At 71.1% G+C, this 17,403-nt stretch carries 15 protein-coding genes, 4 tRNA genes and 1 other RNA gene; 9 read left to right on the plus strand and 11 right to left on the minus strand.

The window, feature by feature from the left end; genetic code table 11:
* The first annotated feature begins 110 nt into the window (after positions 1 to 110).
* A complete protein-coding gene (locus ACZ4VK_RS23520) occupies positions 111 to 1,340 on the plus strand; it encodes an MFS transporter (protein ID WP_468355153.1) in 1,230 nt (409 codons plus the stop codon).
* Between the two features lie 10 nt (positions 1,341 to 1,350).
* Here ACZ4VK_RS23520 and ACZ4VK_RS23525 read toward each other — a convergent pair whose 3' ends face one another.
* The 4 genes from ACZ4VK_RS23525 to ACZ4VK_RS23540 all read right to left on the minus strand — a co-directional run bounded on the left by ACZ4VK_RS23525 (position 1,351) and on the right by ACZ4VK_RS23540 (position 5,074).
* Positions 1,351 to 1,560, minus strand: coding sequence for a DUF4287 domain-containing protein (locus ACZ4VK_RS23525; RefSeq protein WP_468355156.1), 210 nt, complete (start codon positions 1,558 to 1,560; stop codon positions 1,351 to 1,353).
* A gap of 76 nt (positions 1,561 to 1,636) precedes the next feature.
* Positions 1,637 to 3,889 carry an FtsX-like permease family protein gene (locus ACZ4VK_RS23530; protein ID WP_468355159.1) on the minus strand — a complete coding sequence of 751 codons (2,253 nt, stop codon included), beginning with the start codon at positions 3,887 to 3,889 and terminating at the stop codon, positions 1,637 to 1,639.
* Positions 3,886 to 4,560, minus strand: a complete 675-nt coding sequence (locus ACZ4VK_RS23535) for an ABC transporter ATP-binding protein (RefSeq protein ID WP_468355162.1) — start codon at positions 4,558 to 4,560, stop codon at positions 3,886 to 3,888. The genes ACZ4VK_RS23530 and ACZ4VK_RS23535 overlap by 4 nt, the downstream gene beginning before the upstream one ends.
* A gap of 64 nt (positions 4,561 to 4,624) precedes the next feature.
* Entirely contained in the window at positions 4,625 to 5,074 is a 450-nt protein-coding gene (locus ACZ4VK_RS23540) for a hypothetical protein (RefSeq protein ID WP_468355165.1), read from the minus strand.
* Positions 5,075 to 5,459: 385 nt separating this feature from the next.
* On the opposite strand from ACZ4VK_RS23540, the gene ACZ4VK_RS23545 reads away from it, so the two are divergent.
* Positions 5,460 to 5,600 carry a hypothetical protein gene (locus ACZ4VK_RS23545; RefSeq protein WP_468355168.1) on the plus strand — a complete coding sequence of 47 codons (141 nt, stop codon included), beginning with the start codon at positions 5,460 to 5,462 and terminating at the stop codon, positions 5,598 to 5,600.
* Between the two features lie 102 nt (positions 5,601 to 5,702).
* Here the strand turns inward: ACZ4VK_RS23545 and ACZ4VK_RS23550 are convergent, their stop codons facing one another.
* Both ACZ4VK_RS23550 and ACZ4VK_RS23555 read right to left on the minus strand, forming a co-directional pair.
* Positions 5,703 to 6,104, minus strand: coding sequence for a VOC family protein (locus ACZ4VK_RS23550; protein ID WP_468355171.1), 402 nt, complete (start codon positions 6,102 to 6,104; stop codon positions 5,703 to 5,705).
* 101 nt (positions 6,105 to 6,205) lie between these two features.
* Positions 6,206 to 6,391 (minus strand): hypothetical protein, encoded by a 186-nt coding sequence (locus tag ACZ4VK_RS23555; protein ID WP_468355174.1) that lies wholly within the window; start codon positions 6,389 to 6,391, stop codon positions 6,206 to 6,208.
* A 110-nt stretch (positions 6,392 to 6,501) separates the two neighbouring features.
* On the opposite strand from ACZ4VK_RS23555, the gene ACZ4VK_RS23560 reads away from it, so the two are divergent.
* Positions 6,502 to 7,134, plus strand: a complete 633-nt coding sequence (locus tag ACZ4VK_RS23560) for a TetR/AcrR family transcriptional regulator (protein WP_468355177.1) — start codon at positions 6,502 to 6,504, stop codon at positions 7,132 to 7,134.
* Between the two features lie 71 nt (positions 7,135 to 7,205).
* Here the strand turns inward: ACZ4VK_RS23560 and ACZ4VK_RS23565 are convergent.
* A tRNA-Ser gene (locus ACZ4VK_RS23565) sits at positions 7,206 to 7,293 on the minus strand.
* 107 nt (positions 7,294 to 7,400) lie between these two features.
* Between ACZ4VK_RS23565 and ffs the strand changes: the two genes are divergently transcribed.
* From ffs to ACZ4VK_RS23595, 6 genes are all read left to right on the plus strand, one after another.
* Positions 7,401 to 7,499, plus strand: an RNA gene (ffs, locus tag ACZ4VK_RS23570) — signal recognition particle sRNA small type.
* A gap of 123 nt (positions 7,500 to 7,622) precedes the next feature.
* A complete protein-coding gene (locus ACZ4VK_RS23575; RefSeq protein WP_468355180.1) occupies positions 7,623 to 9,791 on the plus strand; it encodes a DNA polymerase III subunit gamma and tau in 2,169 nt (722 codons plus the stop codon).
* 61 nt (positions 9,792 to 9,852) lie between these two features.
* Entirely contained in the window at positions 9,853 to 11,103 is a 1,251-nt protein-coding gene (gene purD, locus ACZ4VK_RS23580) for a phosphoribosylamine--glycine ligase (RefSeq protein ID WP_468355182.1), read from the plus strand.
* A 251-nt stretch (positions 11,104 to 11,354) separates the two neighbouring features.
* Positions 11,355 to 13,502, plus strand: a complete 2,148-nt coding sequence (locus tag ACZ4VK_RS23585; RefSeq protein ID WP_468355185.1) for a M48 family metalloprotease — start codon at positions 11,355 to 11,357, stop codon at positions 13,500 to 13,502.
* Between the two features lie 217 nt (positions 13,503 to 13,719).
* Positions 13,720 to 15,180, plus strand: coding sequence for a N,N-dimethylformamidase beta subunit family domain-containing protein (locus ACZ4VK_RS23590; RefSeq protein WP_468355189.1), 1,461 nt, complete (start codon positions 13,720 to 13,722; stop codon positions 15,178 to 15,180).
* Positions 15,181 to 15,276: 96 nt separating this feature from the next.
* Positions 15,277 to 16,185, plus strand: coding sequence for a phosphoribosylaminoimidazolesuccinocarboxamide synthase (locus tag ACZ4VK_RS23595; RefSeq protein ID WP_468355192.1), 909 nt, complete (start codon positions 15,277 to 15,279; stop codon positions 16,183 to 16,185).
* Between the two features lie 65 nt (positions 16,186 to 16,250).
* Here ACZ4VK_RS23595 and ACZ4VK_RS23600 read toward each other — a convergent pair.
* From ACZ4VK_RS23600 to ACZ4VK_RS23615, 4 genes are all read right to left on the minus strand, one after another.
* Positions 16,251 to 16,326, minus strand: a tRNA-Gly gene (locus tag ACZ4VK_RS23600).
* A gap of 167 nt (positions 16,327 to 16,493) precedes the next feature.
* Positions 16,494 to 16,566, minus strand: a tRNA-Gly gene (locus ACZ4VK_RS23605).
* An 81-nt stretch (positions 16,567 to 16,647) separates the two neighbouring features.
* Positions 16,648 to 16,719: transfer RNA gene (locus tag ACZ4VK_RS23610), tRNA-Gly, on the minus strand.
* Positions 16,720 to 16,873: 154 nt separating this feature from the next.
* Positions 16,874 to 17,215: a histone-like nucleoid-structuring protein Lsr2 gene (locus tag ACZ4VK_RS23615; protein WP_468355195.1), complete on the minus strand. Its 342-nt coding sequence runs from the start codon at positions 17,213 to 17,215 to the stop codon at positions 16,874 to 16,876.
* Positions 17,216 to 17,403 lie beyond the last annotated feature (188 nt).

Raw genomic sequence — 17,403 nt, forward strand, 5'->3', positions numbered from 1 at the left:
CAGCAGGAGTGAGGCCTGGGGATCTGATCCGCTCTGCAGAGGGCGGGGATTGGATTCGGTCTGAGCTTAATCAATGGAGGCCGAAGGTGGGTTTCGCGCAGTCTCCACCCATGCCCTCACCGCTCCCGATCAAGATCCCGGTCCCGTCCTCCTTCCGCGACCTCCCGTCCGTCGTCTGGACGATCTTCGCCGGAACGATCGTCAACCGCCTCGGCTACCTCGTCACCCCGTTCCTCGTCTTCTTCCTCGCCTCGCGCGGAGTGACCGGGGCCGAGACCTCGTACGTCCTCGGTGCCCTCGGCGCGGGCAACCTCCTCGGCCCCGCCGTCGGCGGCATCCTCGCCGACCGCATCGGCCGCCGCCCCACGATGCTCATCGGCCTGATCGGCGCGTCCGCCGCGCAGGGCGCGCTCTTCCTCGCCCCCGGCGTGTGGACGATGGCCGCGGCGGCACTGCTGATCAGCGCGGCGGGCAGCGCGGTGTCACCGGCGGCGTACGCGCTCCTCGCGGACGCCGTCGACAGCGAACGCCGGCAGCGCGCGTACGCCCTCTTCGGCTGGGGTGTGAACATCGGCACCGCCGTCGCGGGCATCCTCGGCGGCTACCTCGCCGCCCGCGGCTACTGGCTGCTGTTCGCGGTCGACGCGGGCTCGATGCTCGCGTACGCGCTGGTGGTGGCGGTCCGCCTGCCGGAGCCCGAGCGCATGACGACCCGGCCCAGGTCCGAGGGGAAGAAGGACGGCATCGGCTACGGAGTGGTCCTCCGCGACCGCCTCGCCCTCCTCCTGCTCCCGCTCTTCGGCGTCCAGCTCTTCGTGTACTCGCTCACCGAGGTCGCCCTGCCGCTCGCCGTCCGCGACAGCGGCCTCTCGCCGGCGGTGTACGGGGCGATGGCGGCGGTCAACGCGATCATGGTGGTGGGTCTGCAGCCCTTCGTGACGGCCCGGCTGTCCCGGTTCCCGCAGCTGGCCGTACAAGGCGCGGGCGGCACCCTGATCGCGGTGGGGGTGGCGCTCACCGGCCTCGCGGACGGCATCGCCGGCTACACGGTGTCGGTCGTCGTCTGGTCCCTGGGCGAGGTCGTCGTCGCCGGCATCGCCGCCGGCGTTGTCGCCAACCTGGCCCCGGCCCACGCCCGGGGCCGCTACCAGGGGGCCTTCAGCTGGACCTGGGGGGTGGCCCGCTTCGCGGCGCTCACGGTGGGCGTCGCGACCTACACGGCCGTCGGCCCGGCGGCCCTGTGGTGGACGGCCCTGGTGGCGGGAACCGTGACGGCGGCGGCGACGGCGGCGCTGACGAACCGGGTCAGGGCGCGTATGGCCCACGATCTCGCGGCATGACCGCGGCGGGTCACTTCCCCCCGGCAAGGGTGTGGGCCACGAGCGCGTTGGCGTGCCCGTGGCCAAGACCGTGCTCGGCCTTCAGCCAGGCGACGAGCTCCATGTGCTGGGTGAGCGGCGAGGAACGGATGAGCTCCTGCCACTCGGAGACCGGCCGGCCGTACTTCTTCTCGATGGAGGGGAAGTAGCTGGCGGGACCCTTGACGACGTTCTCGGCCATGAAGCTCTCCTGGGCGGTGGGGGCATCTGCGAAGTACGACCCGCACCTCACCCGAAACTCATCGCCCCCGGCAGGATCAATCCCGCCGGATGTGCTCAGGATCGATGTGCCGCCGCACCATCGGAACGGAGGCCACCCCGGCCGCGAGCAGCACCCCCAGCGCACAGGCGAACAGCAACGGCAGCCCTTCCCAGTCCCAGTGCACCTCGCCACCCCCGGTGATCAGATAACTGGACTCGGCAAGCCACCCGGTGACGATCGCCGCCCCCAGCCCCACCACCAGCGGCAGCGACACCTGCACCACCTGCACCACCCGCAACGTCCCGGCCCGAGCCCCCAACAAGGCAAGCGCGGTCACCTGCCCCCGCCGCTCCATGGCCCGATCGGCCACGGACACGACAAAGGCAGCCACCCCGATGACGAGCCCGAGCACCATGCCGACGGCGAGAAGACTGCGGATCACGGTGAGCTGAGCGAGAGCGTCGATGACGATGCCGACGGGATCGACGGTGGAGGTGGGCGCGACGGCCCCGATACCGTCGAGGACGGACCGGACGGTGCCGGGGTCGGCGTCGCTGACAAGAACGAGGCTGCCCTCTGCCGGGGTAAGACCTGAAGGAACCAGCGACGGTGGGATGACCAAGCTTGGTCCGAAGAAGTATGAGGGCTGGTAGGCCCGGACCGTGACACTCTCCTTGGGGACAGTGACGTCGAACTTGCGTCCATTGCTCAGGAGGAACGGAAAACTTGTTCCCGGTACGGAGTCTGCGTCGATGGAGAAGTTTTCATCCTTGATTCGGAGCACCTTGTTCTCGACGCAACCCTTCACCTTCTCTACGAAGACGGCAAGTTGCTGACATGTTGCAACCACGGCGTATGTGCTGGGAGCGTCGACATCATGGGATGCGCTCCATGAACGCGAATACATCGCATGGGTCTGTACACCTGCGACCTCGGACACCTCGTGCCGCTGGCTGGCACTCAAGTGACTGAACGGAAGACCGTACTCCTGGACCGGATGGGTGGAGCGGCTCACTTGATCCAGCTCGACGAGCACACCTTGAGTGAGCGAGGCTCCGAAGACCAGCAGTACGAGACCCGTGGTCACCCTCAACGATGAGCCCGGATCGACTTCCGTACGCCGCATCGCCAAGGCCATCGGCAGTGTCTTGGCTGTTCCCGCCAGCCGCCGTGCCAGCCACGCCGTGATCGGCGCGAGCCCGAATACGAGTCCCGCACCGGTCAACAGGACGGCTCCAGGCACCAGGACGGAATTGGCGGACCCACCGGAGGGGTCGCGTCCCATCACGCTGAGCAGGCAGTAACCCGCGATGACCCCGACCCCCGGGATCAGCAGCAGCATCCCCATCTTCTTCGGGGGTTGCAGCTCCCCGGTCCGCCGCACACTGATCGGCGACAGAGCGGCCCGGCGCGCGCTGTACTGCCCCACGATCCAGGCGAGCGCCGGACAGCCCAGCAGGCACACGACAAGGGTGAAGACCGACGGCCGGCCGTCCGCTGGATACCAGTGAAGTCCAGGCAGCCCCACATGCGCCATGACTTCATTGGTTGCGAGGTACCCCATGAGTCCGAGGACGGCTCCGACCGAGGCTGCGGCAACGCTTTCCCCTGCATTGACTCTCAGCGTGTCTTTCTGGCTGAGCCCGACGAGCCGGAGGGCGGCGAGCCGCCGTGCGCGCGTTTCGCCTGAGAGCCGTGCGCAGACGGAGAGGAAGATGACGAGGGGAAGCAGCACGATGCACCCGAGGGTGAATCGGAGAATGGTGAGGGTCGACGGTTCGACGATCTCTCGCGATGGCCAGCCGGTGCCGAAGCCGCCCAGCTCCTCTGCTTCGGTCAACTCGGCCGGCGTGGTGCCGATGTACGCGTACAGGTCCTGGGCGTCGCCCAATCCCTCCGGTGCGATGGTTCCGGTTACGCGACCGGGGACAAGTCCGGCTGCCCTCGGATTGGAGGCCAGAACCTCGGAGAGCCTCGGTGAAACGACCGCCTCTCCGGCCTGCGGAAGCCTCTCGAGCCCGGGGGGTACGGGAGTGGGGCCATGGCCTTTCCGTGCGACGAAGACGCGGTGCAGCGGTTGCGATCCGTAGGGATCCCGGAATTCTTGGTACAGGACGTTGCCGGTACCGGAATCTGGTTGCCGTGCCGCCGTGCGCGCGTCGTGAGCGGTGAGGATCGACGGGATGGTGAGGACGGCGGCAAGGCACGCCACTCCGAGCGCCGAGCCGAGCGCCATCAGGAGGAAGCGGGCCCGTCCTCGGCGCCCACTGCCCCACACCAGGCGCATCCCGAGGAGAAACGGGTTCACACCGCCACCCGTTGGGCCAGAACGCCGTCCGTCATCGTGTACTGCGTATCGGCCTTGCCGGCCACGTCGGCGTCGTGGGTGACGATGACGACGGCCGTCTTCTGCCTTCGTGCCAGCTGCAGGAACTCGTCCAGCACGGCATCGGCATTGGCGCTGTCGAGCGCCCCGGTCGGCTCGTCCGCGAACACCACGTCCGGCCGGTGGACCAGGGCCCGCGCGACTGCCACGCGCTGACTCTGGCCACCGGACAACTTCGAGGTCCTGCGCCGCAACAGATCGCCCATGCCGAGCCGCCCCAGCACCTGCGCCGCCATCGCATGGGCATGCGACTTACTGATCCCGGCAAGCCGGAGGGGAAGCGCCGCGTTCTCCTCGACGGTCAGCTCCGGCAGCAGCTCGCCGTACTGGAAGACGAAGCCGAGGCGCGTACGGCGCAGCGCGCTCAACTCACCGTCGGGAAGGGTGGAGAGTCGCACTCCGTCGAAGGTCACGCAGCCGTTGCTCGGGGGCAGGACTCCCGCGAGGCAGTACAACAGTGACGACTTCCCTGATCCGCTGCTGCCCATGATGGCGGCCACTTCGCCGCGCTTGAGAGTGAAGTCGGCGCTACTGACGGCCTGCTCGGTGCCGTAGAAGAGATCCACGCCCTCGGCGCGGAGAATGACGTCCATCGTGTTCCGCACTCCCTATGCAGAAGGGGAGCCGCTGGTCGACGGCTCCCCGAACCATTGACTGCTAGCGGCGCTTGAAGGACTGGACGGGCGAGCAGTTGTTCGGCCGAAGCGCCCCGCGGTCCCGGCACACTCGCATGTCAGCCGAATTGGTGTAGCGAGTCGCTCCGTCGTAGACGGATTTGTCCAGCGGGACGGTGCGCTTCTGTACGCCCTTGAACCGCTGCCAGCCGTAGGAGTGCGGCCTCACCTCCAGGTAGATGTTGTGGCCGTCGTTTTCATTTAGGTCACGCAACGAACCCTTGAAGTGGAAGGCGCCGCGCTTCTCCCCAGCGGGCTCCCACCGGTACCGCACCTTCTCGAATTGGGCGCCCTCGGTTGACACAGCCTGCCCGAGGGAGTGCCACGAGTCCGCCACTGCCACCCCCATCCCCCCAACGAACAGCCCCACGGCCACCGCCGCCGTAGCCAACTTCCTCATGGACAACCCCTGTTTGATGTGCCGACTGGTCATCACAGAAAGTATCGGCATCACTACACACCGGTGGCCGCAGTAACGTCCCTCCCTTCGATCACCCCCCGATCCAGTGAACGGAGCCTCCTCAGGGTGCCCACGGCGACGGCACGTCCCCGTAGGAGTGATCACCGGTGCGCCTGCGTGAAGGAGGTGCCGGTGGCTTCGAGGAGGCGCGCATGCGTCCTTCCTCTCTCCCCTTGCCTCCCCCCGCCTCCCGCTCCTCGCGACTGCGCCGCGCCCTCGTGTCGTTGGCGGCCGCCGTCGCAGGCGCCGCGTCGAGGCCTGTGGTTCCGTCATCACGGCACCGCTCGCCCGGCCCGTGGCCGCCGACGCCCCGTGTCCCAGCCCCGACCCGGTCGTGTGCCGGGTCCGCGTCCTGCCGATGGGCAATCCCCTCGGCCCCACCGCCGACCAGCTCTACATCAAGTACGGGTCCTGGCAGCAGGTGATCGACGCGTCCATGCGGACCAGCTACGCCGTCGACCGCGAGCTCAGCCTGGAGTACCGCCCCTGCCCCGTGTAGAGGCAGGCGTACGCCGGAGGGCCGGACCGCATCGAGCGGTCCGGCCCTCCGGCGTGTGGCGGGATGCGCGGACGGACCGTCCACGCACGCGCGTACCCGGTGTTACTCCGAGGCGCCATCGCCCGCGGGGGCGACCCATTCGACGAGCTGGACGACGACACCATTGGGGTCGGTCAGCTGGAAGAGGCGCTCGCCCCAGGGCTCTTCGCGCAGCGGCATCGTGATGGGGGCGCCCGCGGCACGCAGTCGGGCCTCCTCCGCGGCGAGGTCGGTGACGGTGAACGCCAGGATCAGACCGGCCGCCTGCTGGTCCCGCTGCTCGGGCGGGAGGACGTCGGTACCGCGACGGAGCAGCACGATGTCGACGGCGGCGTCCTCACGGGTCAGCGAGGCGAAGCCGTCGGCAGCCATGGCGACCTGGTAGCCGAGGTGGGTGGTGAGGAACTCCCGGGAGGCGTCCACGTCGGCGACGGTGAGGGAGAGGGTGGAGGTAGAGACGTTCACGGCAGCTCCTCGGCGGTAGGGCATGGCGGGCGACGGGCGGCAGGCGCGTAGATACGTAGAGAGGTACGCAGCCGGCGTGGATACGTGCGTCAGGGCGGGCGTCAGTACGTGCGGCGCGGCGCGTGGAACCGGTTCCGGGCGGGGGCCTGGCGGTTTCCGGTGCGCGGCAGTTCGCGGGCTGGGCGCGGAGTGGCGCGCACCGGACCGGCCTCCTGGGTGAGGGTGGCGCCGAGCTTGACGGTGGGGAACGGGGCGGCCGGGGAGGTGGTGGCGCTCAGCTTTCGCATGCACGGTCTCCGATCTCGTCCTACGGGGCGATTTTTGCAACGGACGTAACTTTACGCACAGCGCAGAGCATGCGTCAAGCATAATTTTGCACTCGGGGTAAGATTCGCCCATGGGTATCGAGAGTATGGGGCTCCGTGAGTCCAAGAAGCAGGAGACCAGGCAGCTGATCTCCGACCACGCCACCCGGCTCTTCATCGAGCAGGGCTTCGAGCGGACGACCATCGCCGAGATCGCCACGGCGGCCCGCGTCGCCAAGAAGACGGTCACCAACTACTTCCCGCGGAAGGAGGACCTGGCTCTCGACCACCACGAGGCGTTCACGGCGAGCCTGGCCCGCGCGGTCGCCGACCGGGCAGGCGGTGAGTCGGCGCTCGCCGCCCTGCGGCGGGAGTTCGTCGCCGCGGTCGAGCAGTGCGACCCCGTCGCGGGCTTCGCCGGCCCGGAGTTCGCCCGCATGATCGCCGACAGCCCCACCCTGACCGCCCGCCTGCGCGAACTGCACGACCAGCGTGAGGAGGCCCTCGCCGCGGCGCTCGCGGACGGCACCCCCGCCGACGCGCCGGCCATCGCCCCCCGGGCCGCCGCCGCGCTCCTCGCGGCCGGCCACCGCCTGCTGTTCCAGCGCATCCAGGAACTCACCCTGGCCGGCGAGCCCAACGAACGGATCGCGGCCACCGTGGCCCCGGAGGCGGCGTACGTCTTCGACACGCTCGCCACCGGCCTCGGCGACACGAAGGCCTGACCACCCCGCCAACGCCGAAGGGCCCCACCGCGAACGGTGGGGCCCTTCAACGAATTGCCCGGTGAGAGCAATGGCGGAGGATACGAGATTCGAACTCGTGAGGGGTTGCCCCCAACACGCTTTCCAAGCGTGCGCCCTAGGCCACTAGGCGAATCCTCCGCCGCAAACAATACAAGACGTTGAGGGGTGCTCGCGAACGTGATCCAGAAGAAGGATCCGCGGCCGACGGCCGGGGGCGGCGGGGGCCTGGGATCGGGTACCCTTGGCGGAGCCCCTCACGCGGTGCTATCTGACTGAACTCCCCCAGGGCCGGAAGGCAGCAAGGGTAGGTCGGCTCTGGCAGGTGCGTGGGGGGCGCTTGCGTTCCCGGCGGTTCCAGGACCCAACGGCTCCAGGAACCGGCGGCTCCAGGTACGTACCCCCTCCCGAGCCCCACCCCAGTGGCGGTTTTTCCCGGGTTGTCGGTGGGCGCCTATAACCTCGTACATGTGTCGTCTCTCGCGCTCTACCGCCGCTATCGCCCCGAGTCCTTCGCCGAGGTCATCGGGCAGGAGCATGTCACCGACCCGTTGCAGCAGGCCCTGCGGAACAACCGGGTCAATCACGCGTACCTGTTCAGCGGGCCCCGTGGGTGTGGCAAGACGACCAGTGCGCGGATTCTGGCGCGGTGTCTGAACTGCGAGCAGGGCCCCACGCCGACCCCGTGCGGGGAGTGCCAGTCCTGCCGTGACCTCGCGCGGAACGGGCCGGGGTCGATCGACGTCATCGAGATCGACGCCGCCTCGCACGGTGGTGTGGACGACGCCCGTGACCTGCGGGAGAAGGCCTTCTTCGGGCCCGCGTCCAGCCGGTACAAGATCTACATCATCGACGAGGCCCACATGGTCACCTCGGCGGGCTTCAACGCCCTCCTGAAGGTGGTCGAGGAGCCGCCGGAGCACCTCAAGTTCATCTTCGCGACGACCGAACCCGAGAAGGTCATCGGGACGATCCGGTCCCGGACCCATCACTACCCCTTCCGGCTCGTGCCGCCCGGCACCCTGCGGGAGTACCTGGGCGAGGTCTGCGGGCACGAGGGCATTCCCGTCGAGGACGGGGTGCTGCCGCTCGTCGTGCGCGCGGGCGCCGGGTCCGTGCGTGACTCGATGTCCGTCATGGACCAGCTCCTGGCCGGCGCCGCGGCCGACGGTGTGACATACGCCATGGCCACCTCCCTGCTCGGCTATACGGACGGCTCGCTGCTGGACTCCGTCGTCGAGGCCTTCGCCGCCGGGGACGGGGCCGCCGCCTTCGAGGTCGTCGACCGGGTCATCGAGGGCGGCAACGATCCGCGCCGGTTCGTCGCCGACCTCCTCGAGCGGCTGCGCGACCTGGTGATCCTGGCCGCCGTGCCGGACGCCGCCGAGAAGGGGCTCATCGACGCCCCCGTCGACGTGATCGAGCGCATGCAGGCCCAGGCCTCCGTGTTCGGCGCCGCCGAGCTCAGCAGGGCCGCCGACCTCGTCAACAGCGGACTGACCGAGATGCGGGGCGCCACCTCGCCCCGGCTCCAGCTGGAGCTGATCTGCGCGCGCGTGCTGCTGCCCGCCGCCTTCGACGACGAGCGTTCCGTCCAGGCGCGCCTCGACCGGCTGGAGCGCGGGGCGTCCGCCGCGCCCGCGCCCGTCTTCACGCCCGGCCCTCCCGCGCCCGCCATGGGGTACGTGCCCGGGCCCGACGCCCACACCCCGATGGCCCCGCCCCCGCCCGCGCAAGCCTCGCAGGCACCTCCGGCACCCCAGGCACCTCCGGCACCGCAGGCCCCCGCCCCCCCTCCCGTGCAAGCGCAGCGCCCCGAGCCCGCCGCTCAGGCTCCCGCCGCGCCCCGGCCCGGTGCCTGGCCGGGTGCCGCCACTCCCGGCGGCGGCGCCCCCGGCGCCTGGCCCGGCGCCTCGGCCGCGACGGCCCCGGCTCCGGCCGCTCCCGCGCCCGCTCCCGTGCAGGCGCAGCCGACCCCCGCCCCGGCGTCCACCGGCGGCGGGGACATTGCCCAGGTGCGGAACCTCTGGCCGCAGATCCTCGACGCCGTCAAGAACCGGCGGCGCTTCACCTGGATCCTGCTCAGTCAGAACGCCCAGGTCGCGGGCTTCGACGGCACGACCCTCCAGCTCGGCTTCCTCAACGCCGGGGCGAGGGACAACTTCGCCAGCAGTGGCAGCGAGGACGTCCTGAAGCAGGCCCTCGCCGAGCAGTTCCACGTGAACTGGAAGATCGAGGCGATCATCGACCCCTCGGGCGGCGCCTCGCCGCCGCCCGCCGCCACCGGTTTCGGCGGCTCGGGCGGCACCGGGGGCTTCAGCAGCGGCTCGGGAGGCTTCGGCGGCGGTCGGCCGCAGCCGCCCGCCCCGGCGCAGTCCTTCCAGCAGGGCCCGCCGTCCGGACCCGCTCCGGCGCAGGCCCCGGCCGCGCCCGTTCCCTCCTTCCCGCAGGCGTCGGCGCCGGCCGCGACGCACGCCCCCGCGCCCGCGTACACGCCGCCCGCGCCGCAGCCCGTGGCGCCCGAGGACGACGTACCGGAGGAGGACGATCCGGACCTCGTGGACTCCGCGCTCTCGGGGCACGATCTGATCGTGCGCGAGCTCGGAGCGACCGTTGTGGAGGAATACACGAACGAGTAGGGGCGTCTCGCTCGGTGGCCCGCACAAGGGGCATCCCGGTCGGCGGGCTACTCTGGCTGGCGTGAAGGTCCTCGTCATCGGCGGCGGCGCCCGCGAACACGCCCTGTGCCGCTCTCTCTCCCTCGATCCCGACGTCACCGCTCTGCACTGCGCGCCCGGCAACGCCGGAATCGCGGAGGTCGCCGAGCTGCACGCCGTCGACCAGCTGGACGGCGAGGCCGTCGCGCGCCTCGCCACCGAGCTCGGTGCCGAACTGGTCGTCGTCGGCCCGGAGGCCCCGCTCGTCGCCGGTGTCGCCGACGCCGTCCGCGCGGTCGGCATCCCCGCCTTCGGCCCGTCGCGGGAGGCCGCGCAGCTGGAGGGCTCCAAGGCGTTCGCCAAGGACGTCATGGCCGGCGCCGGGGTTCCCACCGCCCGCAGCTACGTCTGTACGACCCCGGAGGAGATCGACGAGGCGCTCGACGCCTTCGGTGCCCCCTACGTGGTGAAGGACGACGGCCTCGCCGCCGGCAAGGGCGTCGTCGTCACCGACGACCTCGCGCAGGCACGGGAGCACGCGCTCGCGTGCGACCGGGTCGTCATCGAGGAGTTCCTGGACGGCCCCGAGGTCTCCCTCTTCGCGATCACCGACGGCGTCACCGTCCTCCCGCTCAAGCCCGCGCAGGACTTCAAGCGCGCGCTCGACGGCGACGAGGGCCCGAACACCGGCGGCATGGGCGCCTACTCGCCGCTGCCGTGGGCCGACCCGAAGCTGGTCGACGAGGTCCTCGCGACCGTCCTCCAGCCGACGGTCGACGAACTGCGCCGCCGCGGCACGCCGTTCTCCGGTCTGCTGTACGCGGGTCTGGCGATCACAAGCCGCGGCGTACGGGTCATCGAGTTCAACGCGCGCTTCGGCGACCCCGAGACCCAGGTGGTCCTGGCCCGGCTGAAGACCCCGCTGGCGGGCGTCCTGCTGAACTCCGCCAACGGCACCCTGGACGACCAGGCCCCGCTGAGCTGGAGCGACGACGCCGCCGTCACCGTGGTCATCGCCTCCCACAACTACCCGGACACCCCGCGCACCGGCGACCCGATCGAGGGCCTGGACGAGGTCGCGGAGAAGGACGCCCCCCACGCGTACGTGCTCCACGCCGGTACGAAGCGGGACGGCGACGCGATCGTGAGCGCGGGTGGCCGTGTCCTCTCGGTCACCGCCACCGGAACGGACCTGGCGCAGGCCCGCGAGCGCGCGTACGCGGCGGTCGGGCGCATCCGCCTTGACGGTTCCCAGCACCGTACGGACATCGCGCGCAAGGCCGCCGAAGCCTGACGGCGCCGCTGATTTCTCGCGCGGCCGTGCGGTGAACCGTACGGCCGCGCGAGCGCCATCACCTTTGCCCAAAGCCATTCCATCGAGTGACGACTCGGCCATCCGGATGACGTCCGCCACAGCCCCAACTAGGGTGCGGCGAAGGCGTTCCGGCACTTGGCCCACCGGCATTGCGATGTCAGTGGCGGGTGCCACAGTGGGGGAGTGAGCAACACCGCCACAGGCAGTCCCGACGAGGGCAGGAGGGGGTGATGTACGGCGTGTCCGGTACTGGTGCCGTTGTCGGCGAGGAGTGGGGCGTGCGCGCCGCGCGCTCCCGGGCCCTCGGCGTCCTCCGGGTCCGCGGCAGGGCCCTAGGCCTCGCCGTCCTCCCGGCCGCCGTCGCCGTCGTCCTGTACGCGGGCGGGGTCACCGGCCATTTCACCGGCCCCGGCTGGGACGCGGCCCGCTGGGTGGTGACCGTCCTCGCGGTCCTCGTCCTCCTCGCCGCCACGGCCGTCGCGCTCGTCGTCGCACGGGCCCGTCCGGCCGCGACGCCGACGGTGGAGCTCTCCGAGAGCGCCGCCCCCGATCTCTACCGGCTCGTCCGGGACCTGGCCGACCGGCTCGACGTTCCGGCACCCGCGGCGATAGCCCTGACGCCGGACTGCGACAGCTGGCTGGAGGACCGCACCCACCGGGCCCACCGCTCGCGGCGCACGTCCGGCGGGGACGGCGAGGGAGACGGCGCCCCGGTCCTCGTCATAGGTTCGCCCTTCCTGTGGTGGATGCGCGTCGGTGAACTGCGCGCGGTCCTCGCCCCCGTCGTCGCCGGTACGGGCCCGGCCGCACACCCCGACATAGCCGCCGCCCGCCGCTTCGTCCGAGGCCTGGACGCCGCCGTGGCCGTGCCCACGACGCCCGGCCTCGACCCGTTCCGCAGACTCGGCGCCCACGGCGTCGGGCAGGTCGCCCGCGTCCTGCTGCGTGCCTGTCGCGGGCACGCGGCCGAGATGGAGCGCGGGGTCGCCGTCGCCGGCTCGGAGCGCGCCCAGGCGGTGGACTACGGCGTACGGATCGTCGCGCAGGAGCAGGTCGGCCTGGCATACGCGGGCTGGGACCGCCTCCTGACCCGGGTCGCGCTGCCCGCGTGGCGCATGGGCCGCTGGCCCGCCCGCCTTGACGCGGGCGTGGTCTCCGCCCTGACCGAGCTCTCCCGCAGGGACCGGCTCGCGGACGGATTCTCGTCCCGCCTCGGCGAGCGCCCCGCCTGCGACCTCCTGGAGGAGCCGGGAGCGGTCGACGAGGCCACCTCGCTGCTCGCCGCCCGTCTCTTCCACGGTGGTCCCGCCGAACCGGGCCCCGACTGGTCGCCGGTGGAGTGGAGCCAGTACCCGGAGGAGGTCGTCGACCGGAAGTGGCGCACCGACGCGGCCCGGCTGCACCAGGTCCTCGACGCCCTCGGCGTGGCCGGCTCGACCGCCGGAGCCCGGTCCGCCACGGAGGGCCCGACCCTGACCCGGGTGATCGACCACCTGTCCACGGCCGACGCCACTACAGCCGCCGAGCCGTCGACCGCCACCGATCCATCGACCGCCACCGATCCGACGCCCGCCACCGAGCCGTCGACTGCTGCCGCCCAGCCGTCGACCGCCACCGAGCCGACGCCCGCTGCCGCCGAGCCGCCGGCCTGCCCCTCGCACGCACCCGGGCCGCCCGTCGCCGACTCCGCCCCCCGTGCCGCGACCGACCCCGGCCCCACGGACCGCGACCACCGCGGCCCCGACCCTATCGGCCGGACGGGCCCGACTGACCTCACCAGTCCCATCGACCTCACCGGTCCCACCGACCCCCACGACCTCCCGCTCCCCGACGAAGACCCCGTCAACCCCGCCGCCGAAGCGCTCGCGGCCGCGCTCAGCGCCCTCCTTGCCCGCGAGGAGGCCGCGAGAGAGGCGCGAGTCGCCGCCACCACCGCGACCACGACGACCACCGCCCCCCCGACCGCACCGGCCACAACGACCCCACCAAACCCGCCGACCCCACCGCCCACACCCACGAGCGAGCCCGCCCCCAAGTCCGCGGAGAAGAGCGACCGGACCGCCGCCCCGCCGCCCCCGGTGGTCGTCAGCGGCCCCGACGGGCCCCTGCCGCTCTTCCCGCTCCAGCCGCCCCGTTCCGGCCGCGATCTGCTCGCCGACCACGTCACCGCGATGGTCTGCTGCGCGGCCGTGGACACCGCCGAGGCCGCCCCCGGCCTGGACTGGCTCGACGGGCCAGCCCTCCTGGTCGGCGGCGAGCGGGCGGCGGACCTCGGTCCCCGCGTCCTCGCCCTCGTCGAGGACGGCGATCCGGAGCCGCTGCGGATCTGGCTGGCCCGCACGGGCGTCCGCCCGGAGAAGCCCGTACGCCTGGTCTGAGGGCCCCTGGAAGCGCGTGAACGACCGCCGATTCCGGAGCGCCGGCTTCCACTCTCGTCAATTCACGACGAACGGTGACGGAGTGCGTGCGTTATGTGATGTGCTGGAGACCGCCACTGACAGAGGCACGAACCAGCGGCACAACCAGAAGCACATCCGAGACACGCATCAGAGGCACTGACCAGCCGACCCGGGGGAGTCGAGGGAGGGGCGCACCATGGGGGCGGACCAGATCAGGCGCTGGGAGTCGGGCGCGCTCGCGCACGCCGTCAGCGATCCCTTCGGTCAGGGCCCGCTGCCCTGGCTGCGCGGCTCCGAGAACTACTTCGACGACACCGGCCAGATGGTCCCCTGGTACGCGGACGAGATCCTGGCCCGGGGCGGCAGCGGCGGCCCGCGCACGGCCGACGACGTCCGGCGCCAGATCAAGGGCTTCGCGTCCGACGGGGCCGTGGCACCGGGCGAGTCGATCGACTTCCACATCACGGTGGACCCTCCGCAGCAGTTCTCGGTCGACATCTATCGGATCGGTCACTACGGCGGCGACGGCGCCGCGAAGATCACCACCAGTCCGCGGCTCCACGGGATCGTCCAGCCGGCCCCGCTCACCGCCGACCGCACGGTCTCCTGCCACCACTGGTGGCAGTCGTGGCGGCTGCAGGTCCCCACCTACTGGTCCATCGGCGCGTATGTCGCGGTCCTCACCACCGTCGACGGCTACCGCTCCCACATCCCCTTCACGGTCCGCGACGACCACCCGGCCGATCTGCTCCTCGTCCTCCCGGACGTGACCTGGCAGGCGTACAACCTCTATCCCGAGGACGGCCGCACGGGCGCCAGCCTGTACCACGCCTGGGACGAGGACGGCCGGCTGCTCGGCGAGGAGGAGGCGGCCGTCACCGTCTCCTTCGACCGTCCGTACGCGGGCGCGGGGCTGCCGCTCCACGTCGGGCACGCGTACGACTTCATCCGCTGGGCCGAGCGGTACGGCTACGACCTGGCGTACGCGGAGACCCGCGACCTGCACGCGGGCCGGGTCGACCCGACCCGCTACCGGGGACTGGTCTTCCCGGGGCACGACGAGTACTGGTCGGCGCCGATGCGCAGGACCGTCGAACTCGCCCGCGACCAGGGCACGTCGCTTGTCTTCCTCTCGGCCAACACCATGTACTGGCAGGTGGAGCTCGGCCCTTCGCCGTCCGGGGTGCCGGACCGGCTCCTCACCTGCCGGAAGCGGCGCGGCCCGGGCCGTCCCGCGCTCTGGCGCGAGGTCGACCGGCCCGAGCAGCAGCTCCTCGGCATCCAGTACGCGGGCCGGGTGCCCGAACCGCACCCGCTGGTCGTGCGGAACGCCGAGCACTGGCTCTGGGAGGCCACCGGAGCCGGGGACGGCGACGAGCTTCCCGGCCTGGTCGCGGGCGAGGCCGACCGCTACTTCCCGCGCACCGCGCTCCCCGAGCACCAGGGCCGCATCCTGCTCGCCCACTCGCCCTACCGGGACGGCGACGGGGCGCTGCGCCACCAGGAGACCTCGCTCTACCGGGCTCCCTCAGGGGCCTGGGTCTTCGCCTCCGGCACGTTCGCCTGGTCACCGGCGCTGGACCGGCCGGGCCATGTCGACGCCAGGGTCCAGCGCGCCACCGCGAACCTTCTCGACCGGATCTGTAAGAGGGACTGACCGGGGCTGACCAGGACTGCCCGGGCCCGCCCGCCGCCGACCGGCCACGGTGCGAGAGAATCGAAGCGCTCCTGGATCAACCTACGCGGAGGAACCGTGTCCGGATTCGTAGAAAAGCCCGAGCCTGTCCAGGTCCCGGGCCTCACCCATCTCCACACGGGCAAGGTGCGTGACCTGTACCGGAACGAGGCCGGTGACCTCGTGATGGTGGCGAGCGACCGCATGTCCGCGTACGACTGGGTCCTTCCCACCGAGATCCCCGACAAGGGCCGGGTCCTCACCCAGCTCTCCCTGTGGTGGTTCGACCGGCTCGCCGACCTCGCCCCGCACCACGTGCTCTCGACGGACCTCCCGGCCGGCGCCCCCGCCGACTGGGCGGGCCGCACCCTGGTGTGCAAGTCGCTGAACATGGTCCCGGTCGAGTGCGTGGCCCGCGGCTACCTGACCGGCTCCGGCCTGGTCGAGTACGAGGAGTCCCGCACGGTCTGCGGCCTCGCGCTCCCCGAGGGCCTGCGCGACGGCTCCGAGCTGCCCGCCCCGATCTTCACCCCGGCCACCAAGGCCGCCGTCGGCGACCACGACGAGAACGTGTCGTACGAGGAGGTCGCCCGTCAGGTCGGCGCGGAGACCGCCGCCCGGCTGCGGCAGACCACGCTCGCCGTCTACAGCCGCGCCCGGGACATCGCGCGCGAGCGCGGGATCATCCTGGCCGACACCAAGTTCGAGTTCGGCTTCGACGGCGAGTCCCTGGTGCTCGCCGACGAGGTCCTGACCCCGGACTCCTCGCGCTTCTGGCCGGCCGACCAGTGGGAGCCGGGCCGCGCCCAGCCCTCGTACGACAAGCAGTTCGTCCGGGACTGGCTGACCTCCCCGGCCTCCGGCTGGGACCGCAGGAGCGAGCAGCCGCCGCCGCCGCTCCCGCAGGACATCGTGGACGCCACGCGCGCCAAGTACCTGGAGGCGTACGAGCTGCTGACCGGCAAGACCTGGTCCGACAGCTTCTAGGCAGCTTCCGGGCGCGGGACGGGAGAACGAGAAAGCCCCCGGTCATTCGACCGGGGGCTTCTTCATGGAGCGGACGACGAGATTCGAACTCGCGACCCTCACCTTGGCAAGGTGATGCTCTACCAACTGAGCCACGTCCGCATGCGCCGTAGCGCGGAGCCAACTATACCCAACGTTCCGGGTGCGTGGCACACCCGGCCGATGTGGGGCTCTTCACAGGCTCTCCGGAGTCTGTGAAGGGGTTTTCTGGGGCTCTCCGGGTACGACGAAGGCCCCGGTTCCTGAGAACCGGGGCCTTCGCACTCCTGAGCGGACGACGAGATTCGAACTCGCGACCCTCACCTTGGCAAGGTGATGCTCTACCAACTGAGCCACGTCCGCATTGCTGCCGCTCAGCTTTCACTGGGCGGTGCGAGCACTACTCTACCTGATCCACAAGAGTGGTCCGGTCGAGCGATGCAGAGCGGGTGACAGGAATTGCACACTGCGCCTTCCCCCTGGAAGGGGGATGTTCTGCTACTGAACTACACCCGCACGCTGCGTGAGGTTCGGCTTTGCGGCCTTGCCCCTCGGCGTGATCCAGACTCTACCGGATCATGGGGGGTGTCATGCAAATCGGCTCGGCGCGAGGCTCGGGGCGGGGTCGGCCCCGCCCCGGCCCGAGGCTCGCGCCGAGCCGGAGCCGCGTTCAGCTCGCCTCGCGGAAGGCCTCGTAGACCCGCTTCGGGATCCGCCCGCGGGCCGGCACCTCCATCTTGTTGGACTGCGCCCAGGCCCGGACCGCCGCCGGATCGGGGGCGAGGGAGGTGTGGGTGTACGTCTCCGCCGAGGCGCTCCGGGTGGCCGCGGCCCTGGCCGGCAGCTTGCGGCCCGCGGCGAGGTACGGCGCGAGAGCCTTGCGGAGTTTCTTTGCATTGGCAGCATTCAGGTCGATCTCGTACATCTTCCCGTCAAGACCGAACGCGACCGTTTCAGCCGCTTCTCCGCCGTCCATGTCGTCGGAGAGAGTGACCACCACACGCTGAGCCACGGATATCGGTCCTTTCCTGCGGCCGGCGCCGCGGAGAGTGCGCTTGTGGCGCCTCTGACGTGCGGCGATGTCGGCCTTACGGCTGTTCCGGGACAATACTGCTTTCTTTCGGATTCCTTTGTACAGCGGCAGGCGTCGCATTGTGAAGCCCTGGCAATTGTTTCAGCGTGTCCCGGTGCAATGAGGTC

Source organism: Streptomyces sp. NPDC028711 (assembly GCF_055565415.1).

What these genes read in the sequence shown, in the direction of transcription:
- ACZ4VK_RS23520 (WP_468355153.1), top strand. Translation starts at nt 111, where the DNA reads ATGCCCTCACCGCTCCCGATCAAGATCCCGGTCCCGTCCTCCTTCCGC.
- ACZ4VK_RS23525 (WP_468355156.1), bottom strand. Translation starts at nt 1,560, where the DNA reads ATGGCCGAGAACGTCGTCAAGGGTCCCGCCAGCTACTTCCCCTCCATC.
- ACZ4VK_RS23535 (WP_468355162.1), bottom strand. Translation starts at nt 4,560, where the DNA reads ATGGACGTCATTCTCCGCGCCGAGGGCGTGGATCTCTTCTACGGCACC.
- ACZ4VK_RS23540 (WP_468355165.1), bottom strand. Translation starts at nt 5,074, where the DNA reads ATGACCAGTCGGCACATCAAACAGGGGTTGTCCATGAGGAAGTTGGCT.
- ACZ4VK_RS23545 (WP_468355168.1), top strand. Translation starts at nt 5,460, where the DNA reads ATGGGCAATCCCCTCGGCCCCACCGCCGACCAGCTCTACATCAAGTAC.
- ACZ4VK_RS23555 (WP_468355174.1), bottom strand. Translation starts at nt 6,391, where the DNA reads ATGCGAAAGCTGAGCGCCACCACCTCCCCGGCCGCCCCGTTCCCCACC.
- ACZ4VK_RS23560 (WP_468355177.1), top strand. Translation starts at nt 6,502, where the DNA reads ATGGGTATCGAGAGTATGGGGCTCCGTGAGTCCAAGAAGCAGGAGACC.
- ACZ4VK_RS23585 (WP_468355185.1), top strand. Translation starts at nt 11,355, where the DNA reads ATGTACGGCGTGTCCGGTACTGGTGCCGTTGTCGGCGAGGAGTGGGGC.
- ACZ4VK_RS23590 (WP_468355189.1), top strand. Translation starts at nt 13,720, where the DNA reads ATGGGGGCGGACCAGATCAGGCGCTGGGAGTCGGGCGCGCTCGCGCAC.